The organism is Pseudomonas jilinensis, assembly GCF_003586265.1.
Classification (GTDB): Bacteria; Pseudomonadota; Gammaproteobacteria; order Pseudomonadales; family Pseudomonadaceae; genus Halopseudomonas; species Halopseudomonas phragmitis.
Genome location: NZ_QJSA01000022.1, coordinates 1 through 20,183, shown reverse-complemented (window position 1 = coordinate 20,183; position 20,183 = coordinate 1). Strand labels below are relative to the sequence as shown.

General features: G+C 60.5%; 19 protein-coding genes. 4 read left to right on the top strand and 15 right to left on the bottom strand.

Annotated features, from left to right (window positions below; genetic code table 11):
• Positions 1-51: 51 nt before the first annotated feature.
• From C2846_RS17975 to folM, 6 genes are all read right to left on the bottom strand, one after another.
• Positions 52-537, bottom strand: coding sequence for an RDD family protein (locus C2846_RS17975; RefSeq protein WP_080048337.1), 486 nt, complete (start codon positions 535-537; stop codon positions 52-54).
• Between the two features lie 10 nt (positions 538-547).
• Entirely contained in the window at positions 548-898 is a 351-nt protein-coding gene (locus C2846_RS17970; protein ID WP_119702143.1) for a HopJ type III effector protein, read from the bottom strand.
• Positions 898-1,188 (bottom strand): DUF1244 domain-containing protein, encoded by a 291-nt coding sequence (locus C2846_RS17965; protein WP_080048335.1) that lies wholly within the window; start codon positions 1,186-1,188, stop codon positions 898-900. Before C2846_RS17965 ends, C2846_RS17970 begins: the two co-directional genes overlap by 1 nt.
• 142 nt (positions 1,189-1,330) lie before the next feature.
• Positions 1,331-1,705 (bottom strand): dihydroneopterin triphosphate 2'-epimerase, encoded by a 375-nt coding sequence (gene folX / locus C2846_RS17960; RefSeq protein WP_119702142.1) that lies wholly within the window; start codon positions 1,703-1,705, stop codon positions 1,331-1,333.
• A 3-nt stretch (positions 1,706-1,708) separates the two neighbouring features.
• Positions 1,709-2,272 (bottom strand): GTP cyclohydrolase I FolE, encoded by a 564-nt coding sequence (folE, locus tag C2846_RS17955; protein ID WP_080048333.1) that lies wholly within the window; start codon positions 2,270-2,272, stop codon positions 1,709-1,711.
• 19 nt (positions 2,273-2,291) lie between these two features.
• Positions 2,292-2,993, bottom strand: a complete 702-nt coding sequence (gene folM / locus C2846_RS17950; RefSeq protein ID WP_119702141.1) for a dihydromonapterin reductase — start codon at positions 2,991-2,993, stop codon at positions 2,292-2,294.
• Between the two features lie 224 nt (positions 2,994-3,217).
• Here folM and C2846_RS17945 point away from each other — a divergent pair, with 224 nt between their 5' ends.
• Entirely contained in the window at positions 3,218-4,168 is a 951-nt protein-coding gene (locus tag C2846_RS17945; RefSeq protein ID WP_165443862.1) for a MerR family transcriptional regulator, read from the top strand.
• On the opposite strand, the gene C2846_RS17940 is transcribed toward C2846_RS17945, so the two are convergent.
• Positions 4,159-4,611 (bottom strand): PAS domain-containing protein, encoded by a 453-nt coding sequence (locus C2846_RS17940; protein ID WP_119702139.1) that lies wholly within the window; start codon positions 4,609-4,611, stop codon positions 4,159-4,161. The genes C2846_RS17945 and C2846_RS17940 overlap by 10 nt on opposite strands.
• A 122-nt stretch (positions 4,612-4,733) precedes the next feature.
• Between C2846_RS17940 and C2846_RS17935 the strand changes: the two genes are divergently transcribed.
• Positions 4,734-5,186 carry a flavodoxin domain-containing protein gene (locus C2846_RS17935; RefSeq protein WP_095624117.1) on the top strand — a complete coding sequence of 151 codons (453 nt, stop codon included), beginning with the start codon at positions 4,734-4,736 and terminating at the stop codon, positions 5,184-5,186.
• Here C2846_RS17935 and C2846_RS17930 read toward each other — a convergent pair.
• Entirely contained in the window at positions 5,176-5,877 is a 702-nt protein-coding gene (locus tag C2846_RS17930; RefSeq protein WP_131038240.1) for a Crp/Fnr family transcriptional regulator, read from the bottom strand. The two genes, C2846_RS17935 and C2846_RS17930, sit on opposite strands and share 11 nt — an antisense overlap.
• A 153-nt stretch (positions 5,878-6,030) precedes the next feature.
• Here C2846_RS17930 and C2846_RS17925 point away from each other — a divergent pair, with 153 nt between their 5' ends.
• Entirely contained in the window at positions 6,031-6,804 is a 774-nt protein-coding gene (locus C2846_RS17925) for a class II aldolase/adducin family protein (RefSeq protein ID WP_080048327.1), read from the top strand.
• Between the two features lie 244 nt (positions 6,805-7,048).
• On the opposite strand, the gene yaaA is transcribed toward C2846_RS17925, so the two are convergent.
• Positions 7,049-7,825: a peroxide stress protein YaaA gene (gene yaaA, locus C2846_RS17920; protein ID WP_119702137.1), complete on the bottom strand. Its 777-nt coding sequence runs from the start codon at positions 7,823-7,825 to the stop codon at positions 7,049-7,051.
• Positions 7,826-8,019: 194 nt separating this feature from the next.
• On the opposite strand from yaaA, the gene C2846_RS17915 reads away from it, so the two are divergent.
• Complete coding sequence (locus C2846_RS17915; protein WP_165443861.1) at positions 8,020-9,696, top strand: phosphate ABC transporter substrate-binding/OmpA family protein; 1,677 nt, start codon at positions 8,020-8,022, stop codon at positions 9,694-9,696.
• Between the two features lie 56 nt (positions 9,697-9,752).
• Here C2846_RS17915 and C2846_RS17910 read toward each other — a convergent pair whose 3' ends face one another.
• The 6 genes from C2846_RS17910 to C2846_RS17885 form a co-directional block, all read right to left on the bottom strand.
• Positions 9,753-11,135 carry a PhoH family protein gene (locus tag C2846_RS17910; RefSeq protein WP_119702135.1) on the bottom strand — a complete coding sequence of 461 codons (1,383 nt, stop codon included), beginning with the start codon at positions 11,133-11,135 and terminating at the stop codon, positions 9,753-9,755.
• A gap of 469 nt (positions 11,136-11,604) precedes the next feature.
• On the bottom strand, positions 11,605-13,152 hold the full coding sequence (rhlB, locus tag C2846_RS17905; protein ID WP_240638229.1) for an ATP-dependent RNA helicase RhlB: 1,548 nt from the start codon (positions 13,150-13,152) through the stop codon (positions 11,605-11,607).
• A gap of 251 nt (positions 13,153-13,403) precedes the next feature.
• Positions 13,404-14,060, bottom strand: coding sequence for an alpha/beta hydrolase (locus tag C2846_RS17900; RefSeq protein WP_119702133.1), 657 nt, complete (start codon positions 14,058-14,060; stop codon positions 13,404-13,406).
• A 35-nt stretch (positions 14,061-14,095) separates the two neighbouring features.
• On the bottom strand, positions 14,096-14,662 hold the full coding sequence (gene efpL / locus C2846_RS17895) for an elongation factor P-like protein EfpL (protein ID WP_080048321.1): 567 nt from the start codon (positions 14,660-14,662) through the stop codon (positions 14,096-14,098).
• 102 nt (positions 14,663-14,764) lie between these two features.
• Positions 14,765-18,061 (bottom strand): mechanosensitive channel MscK, encoded by a 3,297-nt coding sequence (gene mscK, locus C2846_RS17890; protein ID WP_119702132.1) that lies wholly within the window; start codon positions 18,059-18,061, stop codon positions 14,765-14,767.
• Between the two features lie 114 nt (positions 18,062-18,175).
• A complete protein-coding gene (locus tag C2846_RS17885; protein ID WP_080048319.1) occupies positions 18,176-19,978 on the bottom strand; it encodes an acyl-CoA dehydrogenase in 1,803 nt (600 codons plus the stop codon).
• Positions 19,979-20,183: the final 205 nt, after the last annotated feature.

Here is a 20,183-nt window from a genome sequence, read left to right as displayed (position 1 = left end):
CGCCCGAACCTGATGGCGCAGTATGTGGAGTACCCGCTTTAGGCCGTTCCCTTATCGCTTGGGCAATCTAACCAACTGCGTACCCGAGGCGATGTCCTGCCAGCTGCGGGACTGCTTGTCCCAGAGCATCCACAGGTGGCCGAGGCCGCCGCATAGCCAGGAGGCCAGGCCGACGAAGAAGCGGATCAGGCCCTGGCGCAGGGTGATCGAACGGCCGTCGGGCTGCTGCAGTCTGACGCGCCAGGCCTGCATGCCCAGGGTCTGGCCTTTCCAGCTCCAGAAGCCAATGAAGAACGTGAGCAGGCTGAGCAGCAGCAGTACGCCGAGCAGTGGGTCGCGGTCGAGTTGGCCGGCTTCGGACATCGCCAGCAGGGTGTCGGCGCCATACAGGGCGCGTAGCAGCCCTTGCTGGTAGCCCAGGGTCAGCACCATGACCAGTGCGACGCACAACAGAAAGTCGTAGAACATTCCGGCCAGCCTGCGCAGCAGGCCGGCAGCGGGAAAGTCGCCTTCGGGGTTGAGGAGTTTGACTGCCATCAGTCGTTCATCAACCTTGTTCCGGTTGGCGGCGAGCGAGAGGGCGTTGCTCGAAACTGACCCCGGCCAGGCCATGGCGCATCAGCGCGCGGATGTTGCCGTGGGCATCGCCGTGGGGATCGTCGAGTACGGCCTGATAGTGCTCGGCAAAGCACAGCAGAGCCTGCTGATCGCTCAGGCCCAGATCCAGGGCCATGGCCAGGACCTTGCACGACCCCTGGTTCTGTTCGGCGCTGTTGTCGACATCGCCGTTGCGAAAGGCGCTGGGCTGATAGTCGTAGTGGGCGTCAATGAATGCCAGGGTGTCGGCAAAACGGTGGCTGGGCGTACCCAGGCTGGCGATGAACTGCGTGCTTTGCATTATTTCTGGGCCTTGTCGAATGCGGCTTGTTGCTCGGGGGTGGCTTCTTTCTGGTATTTGCTTTTCCAGTCGGCGTAGGGCATGCCGTAGATGGCTTCGCGGGCTTCGTCGATACTGATGGCGATATCCATGTCGTCGGCGGCGGCCTTGTACCACTTGGCCAGGCAGTTACGGCAGAAGCCGGCCAGGGTCATGAGGTCGATGTTCTGCACGTCCTTGCGGCTGCGCAGGTGGCTCACCAGGTTGCGAAAGGCGGCGGCTTCCAGTTCGATGCGCTCTTGATTGGTCATGATCTACTCCGCGTGGGTCAGGACTGGCATGGATGATACTGGCAGGCTTTGGGCCGGGCAATCGTTGCCCGGTCTTTGAAAAGCATAATTGATCCTGGCCGAGGCTGCCTCCCAGGCTGCCTCCCAGGCTGGCCAGGCGGTGTCAGTCGCGGCTGGCGCTCAGGGTGATCGAGACCGAATCGGCAAAGCGCAGGGCGTGGGGCTTGTCGACTTCGACCTCGGCATAGCGCACCTGGGCATGAGCCATGACGATATCCAGCAGTTCCTGAGTCAGGCGTTCGAGCAGGGCGAAGCGATTGGCTTCGACATGCTGGATAAAGGCCTTGGTGATGGTCCGGTAATTGAGCGCCTGGTCAATCTGGTTGACCTCTACCGCCTGGTTTGCAGGATAGAGAATGGTCGCGTTGATCACTACGTCCTGGCGGTTGAGGATTTCCTCTTCATTGATACCGATATAGGTACGCAGGCGCAGGTTCTTGATCCGGATTCTGGCCAGGCCGGGAGTAATCTGCTGCATGACTTACTGGCCTCGGGTGATCAGTTGCAGGAACTCCTGGCGGGTGTTGACCGATTCGCGGAAAGCGCCAAGCATGACCGAGCTGTACATCGATGAGTTCTGCTTCTCGACGCCGCGCATCATCATGCACATGTGCTTGGCTTCGATCACGACCGCAACGCCGCGTGCTTCGGTAACCGACTGCAGGGCTTCGGCGATCTGCCGGGTCAGGTTCTCCTGGATTTGCAGGCGCCGGGCGAACATGTCGACGATGCGGGCAACCTTGGACAGGCCGATGACCTTGCCGGTCGGAATGTAGGCGACGTGAGCCTTGCCGATAAAGGGCAGCATGTGATGTTCGCACAGCGAGTACAGCTCGATGTCCTTGACGATCACCATTTCATCGTTGTCCGACTCGAACAGCGCGCCGTTGACGATTTCCTCCAACGACTGGTCATAGCCGCGACACAGGAATTGCATGGCCTTGGCTGCCCGTTTGGGGGTGTCCTTGAGGCCACCACGGTCTGGGTCCTCGCCAAGGTTGGAGAGGATGTCGTGATAATTCTGGGTCAGTTTTTCAAGGCTCATGGCGGAAATTCCGTACTGATTATTTGAGGTGCCTGCCGCCGTTCAGCTCAAGGCAGGTACCTGTGACGTAAGGGTTGTCCATCAGGTAGCGAATGGACTGGTAGACCACTTCCGGCCCGGGCTCGATACCCAGGGCCGATTTGGCCAGTGCCCGTTCCCGATAGGCGGGGCTGTCGCCGTCGTTGAACATGATCAGAGCCGGGGCGATGGCATTGACCTTGATCCGTGGTGCGAAACGGGCCGCGAAGGAGCGGGTCATTCCTTCCAGGCCGGATTTGCTGGCGGCGTAGGCGATATGTTTGGCACTGCCGCGACGGGTCACGTCATCGCCCAGGTGGATAATGTCGGCCGGCTGGTCGCTGGGGAACAGGTCGGCGCAGGCCAGGTTCAGCAGATAGGGGGCCTGCATGTGGACCATGAACATCTGCTGGAAGCCTTCACTGGCATGGCTATCATCGAGCCAGAGCGAGGCATTGTGAATCAGTGCCCGCAACCGGGTGCCGCGCTCGTGGAGCTGAGCGACCAGCCGTTCGATTCCGGCCTGGGTGGAAAAGTCGGCGAGGATCGGCTCAATGCCCTGTAACGGATTTGCCTGCCACTCCTGGCGCAACCGACGGCAGGTGATGATCACCGGGTAGCCGTCCTCGACGAACCGACGCGCACAGTGCAGGCCAACGCGTTGGGCGCCGCCGGTAATCAGCACTGCTGGGGTGTCGTTCATCTTCAGCCTTCTGGATGTCCATGTTCTGGACGGGCGATGAATATTATCATGCAAACCCGCCCGGGACTGTAGCGCGTTGTGGTCCGGATGCCTTTAACCGCTCTGGTTGTTCTGCAAAGTGTTACAGTGTTTGCGCTGTTGTACAATACTGGTACAACTTAATTAACGCCGTGTTCCGTTTGAGCCAACACCGCCTGTCGGCGGACAACAGACAGCATGCCAACATGACCGATGATAGCGCCAATACAGAAGGCTGCCCGCTCGAGCGACTGGAGCAGGAGGAGCTTTATCCGATCCGTGAAGTGTCGCGCCTGACCGGAGTCAACTCGGTGACCCTGCGAGCCTGGGAGCGCCGCTATGGATTATTGATCCCGCACCGGACCGACAGTGGTCACCGCCTGTACTCGATGGCCGATATCGAGCGGGTGCGGGCCATTACCGCCTGGATCAAGCGGGGCGTTACGGTCAGCAAGGTAGCGTCGGTCATCGACCGGCAGCCACTACCTGAACCGGCAGCCACTGCCGATGCCGAGCCCTTGCCGGCTGCACTGCGGATCTGGCGCGAGCGGTTGCATGCAGCGTTGGCGGGGTTTGACGTGCGCCAACTGGAGTCGGTCTATGGTCAGATCATGGCCAGTTTTCCGCTGGCGGTAGCCTTTGCCGATGTTCTGCTGCCGGTCTGGCGAATCTGGCGTGAACGCTCGCAGAGTACCGGACCGGCCTGCTGGGCTTTGCTGGATGGTTTCTTGCGCAGCCGGCTGTTCCAGCGGATTGCCTATCACAGCCCAGAAGCGCCCAGTGTGCTGTTGATCAATCTGCCGGGACCTCAGCAAGAGCTGGAGCTATTGCTGGCGGCGGCGCTGATTGCCGATGCTGATGCCGCGCCTGTCAGTCTGTTCGAGCCGGTGGGGTTGGCGAGTTTGGCTGGCCATATCCCGGCGGATGGCTATGCCGCCGTGCTGTTGTACGCCGATCAGCCTCTGGAGGGCGGGGTGCTGACCACCCTGCGCCGCCTGGAGCAGGCGCTGGAGTGCCCGCTGGCGTTGGTAGGGGATGCTTGCCAGCAGCAGAGCGCGGCCCTGAGCAAGCAGGGCGTGGTGCTGCTGGGTGAGTTGGACCAGGGTCTGACCTGGCGTCTGCGGGCGTTACTGGGCGGTCGTCTGGATCAGCCCTGATCGTTCCGGGCTGCCAGTTGCTGCTTGAGCTGGGCTACCTGGGCTTCCAGTTCCTGTAACCGCTGCTGGGCTTCGACCTGGGCGGTGACATCCTTCTGAATGCCGATGAAGTAGGTGAGCTGGTCGGCTTCGTTGAACACCGGTGTGATCGACAGTTCATTCCAGAACAGCGAGCCGTCCTTGCGGTAGTTGCGTATCACCTCACGGCAGGGGCGACCTGTATTGATCGCCTCGCGAATGTTGCGCAGCCCGGGCTGGTCGCGATCGTCTTTCTGCAGGAAACGGCAGTCCTGGTAAAGAATGTCCTCGGCCTTGAAGCCGGTCAGCCGCTCGAAGGCTTCGTTCACGTAAATCAGAATGTTGTCGTCGCCTTCCTGTTCGGCCACCACGATGCCGTCGTTGGATGCATTGACCACCATTTGCAGTAGTTTGGCATTGATCATTGCCGCAGCGCTCTCATAGGGTTTGCTGACATTCTATCGGATCGGGTCTGGCTGTCCATGGCCGGGCAGTCCGGTCCCTAATCCGGCATAATAGCCCCCGTTCAACAGTCATGGGGGCGTTTATGCAGGTTACGGTAGTCAGTGGTTCGGTTTATGGCACAGCAGATCTGGTCGCCGATGAGGCCGCCGCGCGTCTGGCCGCAGCCGGTTTGCAGGTGAGCCGGGTCAAGCCGGCAACGGTGGATGCGCTGCTGGCCAGCCAGCCTGAAGCCATTGTGTTGTGTACGTCGACCACCGGCATGGGCGAGTTGCCCGACAGTCTGCTGCCGTTCTATCACGAACTGCAGGATCGCTTCCCGCTGTTTACTGGCGTACCGTTCGGTGTGATCGCCCTGGGCGATTCCTCCTATGGCGATACCTTCTGCCAGGGTGGCCAACTGCTGCGCGAGCTGATGCTGGAGTTGCAGGCCCGTGAGGCGCTGCCCATGTTGCAACTGGATGCCAGTGAAACCGTGACCCCCGAACTGGACGCCGAGCCCTGGATCGACGAGCTGGCCGCACTGCTCAAGGGCTGACGTCTTCCGGCTGCTCGCCGTTGGCCAACTGGGCCAGGGCCTGTTCATCGGCGATGATGATCAGGCCGTAGCGGATCTGTAGCCAGCCGGCTGCTTCCAGGCGCTTGAGCAGCTTGTTGATGCTTTGCCGTGAGCTGTTGAGCATCAGCCCCAGAGATTCCTGAGACAGTTGCACGGCCAGCCGGCCGCCGGAGTCTTCGGTCTGGCCGTAGTTGTGGGCATGCATCAGCAGACGTTTGGCCAGGCGCGATGGCAGTGGCAGCAGGGCGCTGTCTTCCTGCATGGTGAATGACAGCCGCAGACGGCGGCAGAGCAGGCGCATGAACAGCGGGTAAAGCTCGGCATGACGTTCCAGCAACTGCTGAAAATTCTGGCGTGGAATGAACAGCAGTTCGGTCGGGCCGCTGGCGTGGGTATCATGTGAGCGCGGCAGGCCATCGAACAGCGACACCTCACCGAACCAGCTACCCGGGCTGAGAATTGCCAGTACCGCCTCGCGTCCGTCCTGGCCGATGTTGCTGATCCGGGCCGCACCACTGAGTACCCCGTACAGGCCATCGGGCATATCATCTTTGGCGTAGACGCACTCGCCATCTTCCAGCTTGCGATAACGGGCCTGGGCCTGAATATCGTCGAGCACCGGCTGTGGCAATTCGCTGAACCAGCGGTTGTCCTGTAGCAGCTTGGCCAACTTATGATCTTCGGCTTTGCCCGACACTGTAAATTGCGAGACAGTCCGCTTCGTGGTCACGGTCTAGACTCCCCCTATGACTGATCGCGACAGTATGCCGCATCTTGGCCGGCTGTGGATCAGTGATCCCAACAATCACAAGAGGATAGCCCGATGAATGCAATGCAGAACCTGCCGGTACTCGACGTCAAGGATCAGGTCAGCGCCGAGGAATGGCAGACCCGTGTCGATCTGGCCGCCTGCTACCGCCTGGTCGCCATGTACGGTTGGGATGATGTGGTGTTCACTCATATCTCAGCCAAGATCCCGGGCACCGAGCACTTCCTGATCAACCCCTATGGCTTGATGTTTGAAGAAATTACCGCCTCCAACCTGGTCAAGATCGACCTGGAAGGCAACAAGCTGATGGACTCGCCCTACGATATCAATCCGGCCGGGTTCACCATCCACAGCGCTGTGCATGAGGTGCGCCACGATGTTGGTTGCGTGCTGCACACTCACACCAATGCCGGTGTTGGTGTGTCGGCGCAGAAGGACGGCATTCTGCCGATTTCCCAGCAGGCACTGTTTGTACTCAGCAGTCTGTCCTACCACGACTATGAGGGTGTGGCCCTGCGTGAGGACGAGAAAGCTCGCCTGCAGAAGGATCTGGGCATGACCAAGAACATGGTGCTGCGCAACCACGGTCTGATGACCTGTGGCCGCAACGTCGCTGAAGCCTTCCTGGGCATGTATACCCTGCAGCGTTGCTGCGAGATTCAGGTCCAGGCTCAGGCCGGTGGCAGTGAGCTGATTCCGATTCCGCAGGTGATTCTTGATAGCGCGATTCAGAGCATGCGCGACGTTACCAAGGGCGCTGGCGCCAACCTGGCCTGGCCGGCTCTGCTGCGCAAGGTGCAGCGGCTTTACCCGGGTTTTGATAGCTGATCGACCCCGCTCTGGATTGCCACGCCGCTACGCGGCTCGCAATGACGGGAGGCGGTGGTGCCCTGCGTGTGGGCTGCGCTCGCTCCCCTGGCGTGCGCTCTTTTTCCTCGGCAGAAGCGGAGGGCTGTACGCTTCTGGCGGGGACGAGGCTGTACCCTTGTCCTGGGCGGGAGTCCGTGTAGGCAGGGTTCGCACCTCTTCCCCGTCATCGCGAGGGCCGCAGGCCCGTGGCGATCCAGTGGGCTCAGCTCTGCTCGTCGCGTAAAAACACCAGCTTGTCGTTGCTGGAGCTGGCCGGGTCGTAGTAGTAGCCGTCCAGGTTGAAGTCCTTTAGCGCTTGCGGATCGGTCAGGCGCTCCTTGATCACGTAGCGGGCCATCAGGCCACGGGCCTTTTTGGCGTAGAAGCTGATGATCTTGTACTGACCGTTCTTCTGGTCGCGGAACTCGGTATTGATCACCCGGGCGTTCAGCGCCTTGGGTTTGACTGCGCCAAAGTATTCCTGCGAGGCCAGGTTGAGCAGCACCTGATCGCCCTGTTCAGCCAGGTCCTGGTTCAGCCATTCACTGATCTGATCCCCCCAGAATGCATACAGATCCTTGCCCTGTGGGTTGGCCAGCCTGGTGCCCATTTCCAGTCGATACGGCTGCATCAGATCCAGTGGGCGCAGCAGCCCGTAGAGGCCTGACAGCATGCGCAGGTGACGCTGGGCGAAGGCGAAATCCTCAGCCTCGAAGTCCTCGGCGTTAAGTCCGGTATAGACATCCCCCTTGAAGGCCAGCAGCGCCTGCTTGGCATTCTCGGGCGTGCTCTGCGGGTGCCAGCTGCCGTAGCGGGCGACGTTGAGCGCGGCCAGCTTGTCTGACAACGACATCAGCTCGGCAATGTCCTGTACCGACTTGTCGCGCAGGATCTTGATCAGTGCCTGGCTGTGTTCGACAAAGCGTGGCTCGGTGTAATCGCTGATCACCGGCGCGGTGTCGTAATCCAGGGTCTTGGCCGGGGAAATGACCATCAGCATAAAAGCACCTCCGTTAATAGCTGGGGCCTATTATGCCGCAAGCCGCATAAGAGCGTGTGTATTGGTTTGATAGAAGCGGCTAATCACCCTCAAGGGCTTTCGTTGCAACGGCGAGTCAAGTAACTTAGCCGGCTGCGCGCATTGCCCTGATGCTGCAAGGGATGCCTGATGCTTATCACAAAAGGAGATTGTTCATGAAAGAGCTGCGACAGCGGCAGGCCGGTTCGGTTGCCGGCATCTTTGTTTTCTTCATGCTGGTTGCGGTCCTGGTCGGCATGGGCGTGTGGATGCTCGCTCAGGATGGGGATGGCCATCAGGAAAGTGCGGCTGACATAACCCTGGACTCTGCCCCCGCCTCCGGTGCGCCGGTGCCTGAGGCACCACTGCAAAGTTTGCCGACGCTGGCCCCGGCTGCGCCCTATGTGCCGCAGGGCGGTGTGGTTGATGTGGACATCAGTGAATACGCCGGTTACGCCGGCTTGGTCGTCGCCAACGGCGGGCTGGAGCCTAATCCGGACTCGATTTTTGCCCGTGAGTACGGCTTTCAGGTGCGGCTGACCTTGAGTGAAGAAGAGGGTTGGTCGAAGCTCAACAGCGGTCAGGTCGGGGCTTCGGTCACCACCGCCGATGTGCTGGCTGTGTTGGGGCGTCAGTTCGAGGTCAAGGTGCCGGCCCAGATTGCCTTCTCACGGGGCGCCAATCAGGTCGTGGTAGATCAGGGCATCACCAGCATTAACCAGCTCAAGGGCAAGGTGCTGGCAGCAAGCCAATTCAATGAGAGCGACTTCTTCATCCGTTATCTGGCTTCCGAGGCCGGTGTGCCGATCCGGGTGTTGGATGATCTGGATGCACGTCCGGGTGCGGCTGAGCTTGGGCTGGTGTTTTATGAGGATGCGGTGGTTGCCTGCGACGCCTACGCACAGGTGCTGGAGGCTGGCACCGGGCGTCTGAACGGTTGTGTGGGCTGGTCGCCGCGTACCGATCAGGTTGTGGCAGAGTCGCGCGGCCTGGCGAAAATGCTGGTCTCAAACCGCAACCTGCTGGTCATCGCCGACCTGTTGCTGGTCAACAAGGGCTTTGCCGAAAGTCAGCCGCGCATGGTCGAAGGCCTGGTGCATGGCCTGATGGAAGGTAACCAGCAACTGCGTGAAGCCCCAGAGGCTCATCTGGCTCTGGTTGGCCGGGCTTTTGGCTGGAGCGAGGACGAGACGCGGGATGAGCTTGGCAAGGTGCACTTCAGCAACGTGCCGGAGAACAAGGCCTTTTTCGAAGGCACCATTGACTCGGCCGGCTCCTACCAGGGTATTTTCCAGTCTTCCGTGCTGGCTTACGGCAACCTGATCCGCAACCCGTCCGATCCGGCCCGTTTCGTCGATCTGGCCGCTCTGCAAGCGCTGGAAGCTCGTGGCATCTATGCCGGTCAGAGCATTGCCATTGCGCCGATCAAGACTCATAGCCGTGTAGCGATTGAGGGTGATGCCCTGCTCAGCAAGGACATCCGCTTCTTTTTCAACCCCAACTCAGCGGTACTGGATGCGCGGGCCAGCGAGAACCAGGCGTTTCTGGATGATATCAAGCGCTTCCTGCAGGTCAGTCCGGGTTCAATGGTGCTGCTGAGAGGGCACGTCGATGACCAGAGCGTGCCCGAGTTCGAACGTCAGGGTGGACCGGCGCTGGTGCGCGCCATGGCGATGAAGGCCATGGAGTTGTCACGTCAACGTACCCAGGCGGTGGCCGATGCGCTGCTGGAACGTCACCCTGACATTGAGCGTGACCGGATCGAGCTGGTCGGGCGTGGCTGGGAAGAGCCGGTCGGTAGCAACAGCGATCTCAATCGCCGCGTCGAAGTACAGTGGTTTACCCTGGAATAGCCCGGCAATGACCCAGAAGGCCGGAGGCTGGGGCTGCCAGCCTCCGGTGAAGGGTTTTACAGATGACTCTCCGCATACTCGGCCAACAGCGAACGCGGAACGCCCTGCAGGTGAATGTGCACACCGTGGGGGAAGTCCTTGAAGCATTCGGTCAGGTAGGTCAGGCCTGAGCTGGTGGCGTTGAGATAGGGCGTGTCGATCTGCGCCAGGTTGCCCAGGCAGACCACCTTTGAGCCACTACCGGCGCGGGTGATGATGGTCTTGATCTGGTGTGGGGTGAGGTTCTGGCTTTCGTCGATCAGGATGAAGCTCTGCTGAAAGCTGCGACCGCGAATGTAGTTCAGGGATTTGAACTGTAGCGGCACCCGGTCGAGGATGTAATCGACACTGCTGTGGGTGCACTCGTCATCCAGGTGCAGGGCTTCCAGATTGTCGGTGATCGCGCCGAGCCAGGGTTCCATTTTCTCCGCTTCGGTGCCGGGCAGAAAACCAATGTCTTCGTCCAGGCCCTGGGTGCTGCGGGTGGCAATGATCCGCCGGTAGGTCTTGCTGACCATGGTCTGCTCGATGGCTGCGGCCAGCGCCAGGATGGTCTTGCCCGAGCCGGCAGCGCCGGTCAGGTTGACCAGATGGATGTCTGGATCGAGCAGGGCGTACATGGCCAGTGCCTGGAACACGTCGCGTGGGCGCAGGCCCCAGGCTTCCTGATGCAGCAGCGGCTCCTGATGCAGATCACGGATACACAACTGACCACCCTGGATTGATTTGACCCAGCCGATGAACCCTTGATCGTCGATGATGAAATCGTTGATGTGCAGGGCGGGCAGGTTGTCGGTCAGTTGCACATCGTGCAGGGTCTGGCCACTCAACTGCCGGGTTTCGACCTTGGTAACCCGGTCCCAGAATGAGCCTTCAACCTGATGGTAACCACGGGCCAGCAGATCAATGTCGTCGAGCAGTTGGTCGGTGTGGTAGTCCTCGGCATCGATCCCGCAGCCACGCGCCTTCAGGCGCATGTTGATGTCCTTGGAGACCAGGACGATGCGATCTTCGGGGTGAAGCTGTTTTAGCAGGCAAAGCTGGTTGATGATCTTGTTGTCGTTGAGGTCGTTGGGTAGGCAGAGCGAGGGTGTCGGCGCTTTTTCCATCAGGATTGCCAGCGTGCCGTTGAGGCCGAGTTTGCCGCGCTGGATCGGTACGCCCTGTTCAACCTGGTCGGGTGGTGCATCATTCAGGGTCTTGTCGATCACGCGAATTGCCTGGCGGCAGTCAGCGGCGGTGCTGGATTTTCCGGATTTGAGCTTGTCGAGTTCTTCCAGGACTGTCATCGGGATGATGACGTGGTGTTCCTCGAAGTTGAGCAGGGCGTTGGGGTCGTGAATCAGGACATTGGTATCAAGGACGTAGAAAGTGTGTCGGGTATGTCCGCACGCATCCATAGGCGTACACCTCGCAAGGGGCCGATCATTCCGAACTGTATCAGTGCCCTGGCGGGACCTGGCAGTCCGCGGGGCCGGTTCTCGTCGCCCATGGGTATCAAGGGATCACCCTTGGGTTGGAACCGGTTGAACGAGGTATAGCGCAGCTTTCGTGACGCTGACAAGCGCAAAAAAATTTAATTCATCAATCGACGAACAGTGCTGGGCAGGGGTGAAAAAATCACGTTATAGTCATCGGCCCGGCAGTTGAAAAAATGCCGCGCCTCGGTTGGAACATTCCCTGATTGATTTGCTTTGGGAACACTGGTTAAGCCTGTTTCAGTGTTGGCCCAATTGTCGCTGACCTGTTCTGGACACGCCGTGAACCCATCCATGGGGGCTTGACGATGCCCGTCCAGGGCATCGACAGTCCAGAACAGGTCAGCGCCAACTGGGCTACTGAGCTTGCGTGCAATTAATCAATGTTTCCTTAGCGCCGGCGGGTATCGCGGCGGTTGCTGCTGCGCCGGCGGGCGCGGGCGGCGGCTTCGGCCTGGGCGGTCTCGTTGGCGCGGATTTCGGCATGTTCTTCGGCGCTGTGCTGATGCTTGGGCACCGGCTTGAGGAAACGCTCCTCCGGTGGAATGCAGTCCAGCTTGCCGCCCAGCAGTTCTTCGATCGGCGGCACCTGAAAGGCATCATCCTCACCGGCAAAACTGATCGAGGTTCCCTTGGCGCCAGCGCGCCCGGTACGACCGATACGGTGCACGTAGTCTTCGGGATCTTCCGGCAGGGTGTAGTTGATCACGTGGCTGATGCCGTCGATATGAATACCGCGTCCGGCCACATCGGTGGCCACCAGTACTCGCAGCTTGCCGTTCTTGAAGTTCTCCAGAGTACGCACGCGCTTTTGTTGTGGCACGTCGCCGGACAGTTGAGCGGCATCGATACCGTCGCGTACCAGGCGCTCCTGAATGCGCCGCACTTCGTCCTTGCGGTTGGCGAACACCATCACCCGTTCCAGTTCCAGCTGGGTCACCAGGTTGAACAGCAGCTTGTATTTGTCGCTGCCGCTGACCGCATAGACCTGCTGGGTGACGTTTTCCGAGGCCGGGCGTTCTGGCTCGATTTCGACCACTGCGGGATTTTCGGTCCATTGCCGGGCCAGGTTCATCACGTCATCGCTGAAGGTGGCCGAAAACAGCAGGGTCTGGCGCTCACCCTTGCGCGGAGTCTGGCGGATGATCTGCCGAACCTGGGGAATAAAGCCCATGTCGAGCATGCGGTCGGCTTCATCCAGGACCAGTATTTCCACCAGATCCAGATGCACTTCACCCCGGTTGCAGAAGTCCAGCAACCGGCCTGGAGTGGCGACCAGAATGTCGCAGTAGCGCTGTTCGAGCTGACGCAGTTGCTTGTCGATATCCATGCCGCCGACGAAGGTCATGACGTTGAGCTTGCAGTGCTTGGTCAGACCTTCGGCGTCGCTGGCAATCTGCATGACCAGCTCGCGGGTCGGGGCAATGATCAGCGCGCGCGGCTCGCCCATGAAGCGTTCGTCCGGTGGCGGGGTATCCAGCAACTGGGAGATGGTCGAGGTGAGGAACGCGGCAGTCTTGCCGGTGCCGGTCTGGGCCCGGCCGATAGCGTCCTGGCCACGCAGAGTCTTGCCCAGTACGGCAGCCTGAATCGGGGTGCAATAGCTGAAGCCCTGCTCCTGAATGGCGCGCATCAGGCTGTCGGGCAGCGGGAAATCGTGGAAGCGGGTTTTACCTTCGGCCGGAGCGACCTGGAAATCGTGCAGTGACCATGGCTTGGCTGGTTCGGCCGGTGCCGGGGATTTGCGCTTGGGTTTGTCCTGCTGTCGGGGTTTGCGTGCGTCTTTCCCGGCCTGGGGCTTGTCCTGACGGGGTTTGCTGTCCCTGAGCGCTCGGCTTTTTTCCTTGGTAGCCGCTTGCTGTTTTTCAATATCGGGCAGGCTGTCTTCCTGCAGCGGCTCTCCGGGTTTGTTGAATAGTTTTTTTAGTGCTTTAAGCACAGGCATCTCTCTGGCTTGAGGGTGAGTGTCAACGGGCCAGTGTAATGCAAGCCGGGCAGAGTGCGAAGACTCCGGCCGGTGATTTTTTGAACAGTTCGGATTGTTGCCGCGTGCATGCGCCAGGCATCTGGATCGCCACGGGCCGGTGGCCCTCGCGATGACAGGGGGGAGGTAGCCAGTTCAACCCCGCACCTGTCTGCACTGTGGACCTTGCGCGATGACGGGGTTGGCTGGCGAATCGCAAGCTGGATTCAGAGACCGAGCCGGCTGCCCAGCCAGTGGCGGATGTCGGCAATTTCCTGCGGGCAGACTTCGTGGGTCATCGGGTAGTCATGCCACTCCACACGGTGACCGGCAGCCTGCATGCGCTCACAGGCATCACGCCCCATGGCCGGCAGAACGATGTCGTCGTGGCGGCCGTGACCGAAGAAGATGTCCAGGGCTGGTGCGCCGGGGGTGGCCAGCAGACTGTCCAGGGTCGGGCCGTAGGTCGACAGCGCCATGACCCCGCCCAGTGCCCGGCGTTGCTGAGCAGCGTTGTGCAGCACAACCGCGCCGCCCTGAGAGAAACCGGCCAGGATGATGCGCTCGGCAGCAATGCCCTCTGCCAGTTGTTGCTGGATCAGAGCTTCTACGCTGTCAGCCGACTGCTGCATCTGCTCATGATTGATGGCGCGGGCTGGCGCCATGCCGAGAATGTCGTACCAGCTGGGCATCGGGAAGCCGCCATTGATGGTGACCGGCCGAGTCGGCGCCTGGGGAAAGATGAAGCGAATGCCATGCCCGGCCGGCAGGCCGAGCATCTGGACTACCGGGACGAAGTCGAAGCGGTCGGCGCCAAGGCCATGCAGCCAGATCACGCAGGCGTCGGCAGGGCTGGTAGGCTCAATGATGTGGGGGCTGGTCATGGGCTCTCTTCTAATCAGTTATGGCTGGCAGCGGCTCAGGCGCGGGACATGAACTTGCCGGATTCGGTGTTGATGCGCACCACTTCACCGGTTTCCAGATACTCGGGGATCTGGATTTCCAGGCCGGTGGCAAAGCGTGCAGTCTTGGTCCGGGCGCTGGCCGAAGAGCCCTTGATCGCCGGCGGGGTGTCTTCAATCGGCATTTCCACCACGGCTGGCAGCTCCACGCCAACCAGGTTGCCTTCAACCAGCAGGCCATACAAACCTTCGATACTCTCGTACAGATAGGGCAACTGCTCTTCGAGTTGTTCGGCACTCAGGGTGAACTGGGCGAAGTCTTCGTTATCCATGAAGGTGTAGCCGTCGGCATCCTGATAGAGGAAAGCAACCGGGCGCTTCTGAAAGTCCACCGGGGTCAGAAAGTCATCGCCGGTCAGGCTCTGGTCGACTTTCTGCTTGGTCTGCACATGGTTGAAGCGCACCTTGTACAGGGTGGTGCCGCTGCGCGAGGACGGGCTTTTGACGTCGATCTGCGAGACGATGTGCGGCTGGCCGTTGACCTGCACGATCTGGCCTTTTTTCAATTCGGAAGCTTTGGGCATCGGAGAGTTCTCGAGGTGGTGGACTGCGGCATTTTCAGGCTTCGAGCCCAAAGCTTCAAGCGTTAGGCTCGTTCCCAATCAAGGCTCGCAGTTTCCAGCCCCTTAGCCCTTGCGGCTTTCGATCAGCTTCTCCAGACCTTCGCTGGTGCGCAGGTTGACGTCGACCTGGCGGAAGGCGATTTCGATGTTGTTTTCGCGGAACAGTCGATCGATTTCACGGTTGATTTCATCGATGGCCGGGTTGCGGTCACCCAGTTCCTTCACATGAATACGCAGTTCATGGTCCAGGGTGCTGTCACCAAAGTTGAGGAACAGTACAACCGGCGCCGGGTCCTTGAGTACCCGGCTGTTGTTGTCAGCGATCTGCAGCAGCAATTGCTTGATCAGCGCCAGATCCGAACCATAGGCCGCCCCGAGCTTGACCGTCACCCGGGTCACGGTGTCGTTCAGCGACCAGTTGATCAACTGGCTGGTGACGAAGGTCTTGTTCGGGACGATGATTTCCTTGCGGTCGAAATCGGTGATGGTGGTGGCGCGAATCCGGATGCGGTTGACCGTGCCGGACAGCGTGCCAATGGTCACCACGTCACCGATGCGTACCGGTCGCTCGAACAGGATGATCAGGCCGGAAATGAAGTTGGCGAAGATTTCCTGCAAGCCAAAGCCCAGGCCAACACCCAGTGCGGCCACCAGCCATTGCAGCTTGTCCCAGCTCACGCCAAGCGCCGACAGGCCGCTGATGATACCGATGCTGATGATGGTGTAGCTGAGCAGGGTGGTAATGGCGTAGCTGCTGCCCTGGCGCAGCTCCATGCGCGACAACACCAGAATTTCCAGCAGGCCCGGCAGGTTGCGGGCCAGCGTGATGGTCAGCACCACGATGACCAGCGCGCCGAGCACATCGGCGGCGCTCATGGGTACGATCATCGGGTTGTCTGCGGTCCCGCTGTTGTATTCCCAGAGGGCAATCGACTCCAGATAGGAGGCTGCACTGACCAGATCAGACCAGGTCAGATAGACCAATACGCCGAACAACAGCAGCAGCCCCAGTTTGGCCAGTCGCAGAGATTGCTGGTTGATCTGCTGGAGGTCCATTTCCGGGATCTCGACGGCGACGATCTCTGAGTCCTCGCTGCTTTCCTTGGCTTGCTGCTGCGCGGCCTGGCGCTTGCTCAGTGCCCGTTGATAGGCCAGCCGGCGACCGGCAACGTTGAGGTTGCGCACTACTGTGCCCTCAACCAGCATCCAGGCCACGATCAAATACAGGGTGTCGATGAACCGGTCAGCCAGTCTGATCGAGGTGTAGTGATAACCCCAGGCGGTCATGCCGGCCAGAATCAGGGGCGTCAGGCCTAGTACCAGGGTGGCGCTGTGGTGAACCAGGCGAGAGCTGTAGAGTGGCTCGGTACGCCACATCAGCCGCACCAGCAGAACCCCAAGCCCCAACAGGCCGAAGAACATGATCAGGCGGCCGAGTACGTCGTCATTCAAGTGCTCGGGCAACACTTCGGCCAGGGCGATGACCACCACCAGAGGCAGAGCGACCCAGGCCACGTCGCGGGTCAGGCGGTGCAGACGCTGCACCAGCGTGGTATCCCAGCGGAAATGCCGTTCGGCAATACCCTGGGCATCGAATACCCGGTACAGCAGATGCAGGACGAACCAGGCCAGCGCAGCTTGCAGCAGGGCCGCGCTCAGCGCCGTCAGGTCGTCGGTTTCACTCAGCTTCAGAATCAGGCCCAGCCCGGCCAGCACGAAGGGCACGGGCGTAACCAGTAGCGCAGTCAGCAGTATTGCCTTGGGTGTATGTCGGCTGCTGTCACGGCGGAAATGGCCAATGTCGTCATGCACGCTCCGCAAGGTCCGGCGCAGCAATGGTCGTCGCCAGAAGTACAATCCCAGGCCGACGATCAATAGCCCTACACCCAGCAGGTTGTCTCTCAATGCCTTGATTAGCAGGCTGGATTGCTGCAGTAGAGCCAGCTCGGTCCACTGCTGGCCGATACGGCCCGGCAGGGCGGTCAGCCAGGATTTGTCGATCGGTCGGTTGCTGGGCACCCAGAACAACTGGTCATCGATGGTGCGGCGCAGGTCGCCGCTCAGTTGCTGGAGCTGGCGCTGATTCAGTTGCAGGGTAATGGCCAGGCTCAGCAGGTTGTTGCTATTGGTGATTAGTTGCTCGACCAGTGTGGGCCGGCTGTTGACCACCTGTTCAAGGTCCGGGCGCAATTCCTCGCGCAGGCTTTCCGGCAGGCGTTGCAGTACTCGTTCCAGATAGGCACTGGGCGTGGCCAGTTCATCACGTAACTGAGTCAGCTCGAACTGACGCAGGCGCAATTCGGCAATCAGTTCGGTGACGCTGGAGTCGACCCGGACCTGGGGCAAATTGCGTTTTTGCTGCTGGAGGATGCGTGACAGCACCAGGCTGCCTTCCAGTACGCTGATCTGCTGTTCCAGCGCCTGATCAATCTGGGTCAGGCTGTCGATCTGCTGCTGGGTCAGGATGTTCTTGCGGGTCAGGTCGCTCATCTGGTTGGTGATTCGCAGCAGCTCTTCGCTGAGCTGGCGGTTGAGTCCAGCCTGTTCGCGCAACACCCGATGTTCGCTACCCTCCAGTACCTGGCTGGCCACGTCGCTGACAGCCTGTTCCGACTGGGTTCGGCGCTTGTCGTCGATCACATCCTGGAGGATCTGGAGATCGGTTTCGATCTCGCTGATTTGCCGACTCAGCAGGTCGCGTTTCTGGGTGGCGATATCCTGCAGCACGCTGTTGCCCAGCAGCCGCTGGCGCAGCAGGTCGTTGGCTCGTTGCAGGCTTTGCAATTCGGCCCGCAGCATGCTCTGTCTGGCGCTTTTAACGGCGCTGTCGGGCTGGCGCTGCAGCAGCCGAAGCTGCTCGTTGATGGCCTGCTCGCGGGTCTGGTTGCTGGAAATGCTGGATTGGGTGCGTTCCGGCCGGGTTTGGGCGGCAATCAGGTCGCTGTTGACGCTGGTCAGTTCGTTCTGCCAGGCGAACATATGGCCGACCTTGTTGCCCAGCAGTTCTTCCAGGCTTTCCAGGTTCTGATTGGTATAGCGCTGGCGCAACTGGTCGCTGTCGGTGACCTTGAGTTGTTCGGACTGGCGACGCAGATCGCTGATGACCGTAGGCGCCTGATCCAGCTCCTGGCGCAGGGCGGCCAGGTTTTCGTCGGATGTCTTGCTGCGCTGCAGAAAGCCCAAAGTGCTTTGATACAGCTCCTGCAATTCCTTCTTCTCGGCTTCGGGCAAGGCGCTTTCGGCCAGGTGCTCGATGCTGGTGCGCACCGACTCAATCGTGGTATCCAGGTCTGACTGGGCGAAGCCCGGCAGCGGCCAGATCAGGGACAGGAATAGAACAAGAACGAGCGGATAACGCATGAAGCAGCTTCCAGACAGTGACTGACAGAAGGGTAGTCTGACTGGCTGGTATTGGGAAGCGCTTCCTTGCGCTCCGGCCTTGGTGGCCGGGGCACAAGGAAGCAGCGTTGAGGCTTAGAACCAGGCGTCCTGCATTTCCAGACAGGTAGGGTCCAGGCTTTCCAGCAGGTTCAGTGCATGGTGGCAGCTCGGTACTTCCCAAGTCAGGAAGTAACGGGCGGCTTGCAGCTTGCCGCGATAGAAGTCGGCATCAGCCGGGTTGCCGGCATTCAGGCCCTGCTGAGCGCGAACGGCCTGTTCCAGCCAGCGCCAGCCGATCACCATATGACCGAAGCTGTTGAGGTACAGGATTGAGTTGGCTAGCGCCTCGTTGACCTTGCCCTGGCCGAGGTTGCCGAGCAGGCTCAGGGTCACCTTGCCCAGATGCGCATGGAGCTTTTCCAGCGGCTCGCGCAGGCCGTTCAGCTCGGTATGCTCGCCAGCACGCTGGCAGGTGTCCTGGATCAGGGCTGACAGCTGCTTGAGCGCGGCGCCGTTGTTCATCACCACCTTGCGCCCCAGCAGATCCAGCGACTGGATGCCGTTGGTGCCTTCATGGATCGGGTTCAGGCGATTGTCGCGGTAGTACTGCTCGACCGGGTATTCACGGGTGTAGCCATGGCCACCAAGAATCTGGATTGCCAGTTCGTTGGCCTTGAGGCAGTAGTCTGACGGCCAGGCCTTGACGATCGGGGTCAGCAGATCGAGCAACTGGTGGGCGTCTTTGCGCTCCTGCTCGGTCGGCAGGGTTTCACTGTCGTCGACCAGTCGTGAGGCATAGAGCCCCAGGTCATAGCCACCTTCAACGTAGGCCTTCTGGGTCAGCAGCATACGTTTGACGTCGGTGTGCTCGACGATTGCCACCTGCGGGCTGGTCGGGTCCTTGCCGTCCGGCAGGCGGCCCTGCGGGCGGTTGCGGGCGTAGTCCAGCGAGTACTGGTAGCCGGCGTAGCCGAGCATGACCGCACCCATGCCAACGCCAATACGGGCCTCGTTCATCATCTGGAACATGTAGTTCAGGCCGTGATGCGGCTTGCCCACCAGATAGCCGACGCACTCGCCATTGTCACCGAAGTTCAGCGCGGTGGAAGTAGTACCGCGCCAGCCCATCTTGTGGAACAGGCCGGCCAGGGTCACATCATTGCGCTGGCCCAGGCTGCCGTCATCGTTGACCAGGAACTTGGGCACGATGAACAGGCTGATGCCTTTGACCCCGGGCGGGGCGTCGGGCAGCTTGGCCAGCACCATGTGCACGATGTTTTCCGACAGCGGGTGATCGCCGCCGGAAATGAAAATTTTGTTGCCCTTGAGTCGATAGCTGCCATCGGCGGCCGGTTCGGCCTTGGTGCGAATGTCCGACAGCGAGGAACCGGCATGCGGCTCGGTCAGGGCCATGGTGCCGAAGAACCGACCCTCGATCATCGGTTGCAGGAAACGCTGTTTCTGTTCCTCATTACCGAAGGTCTCGATCAGGTTGGCTGCGCCCATGGTCAGCATGGCGTAGGACGAGGTGGCGATGTTGGCGGCCTGGAACTGGGTAAAGCAGGCCTGGGACAACAGCGTAGGCAGTTGCATGCCGCCCTGCTCGAAGCTGCGGGTGGCATTCAGGAAACCGGCCTCAAGGAACGCGTCGACCGCTGGTTTTACCTCGGGAATCAGTTCGGCGGCGCCATCGACATACTGCGGCTCGTTTTCATCGCTTTTGCGATTGTGCGGCAGGAAATATTTCTCGGCGATGGCGCGGGCGGTGTTGATCGAGGCGTCGAAGGTCTCGCGGTTGTGCTCGGCGAAACGCTCGCGCTGGGTCAGAGCCTCGGCATCCAGCACTTCGTAGAGCTCAAAGGCCAGGTTGCGGGCATCGGGCAGGATATCGGTCATGACAGTAACCTCTGTTGAGAACGCGGGCGAGTGTAAGTGTTCGGAATATGACTGAAAACTTTCATTGATAACTGTGATGCCCGCGAATCAGACCGGGCTCGCTCTGTCAGACTACCAAACCCTGGATCGCCACGGGCCTGCGGCCCTCGCGATGACGAGAAAGACCCCAGCCTTCAGCCGTTCCCCGTCATTGCGAGCCGCACAG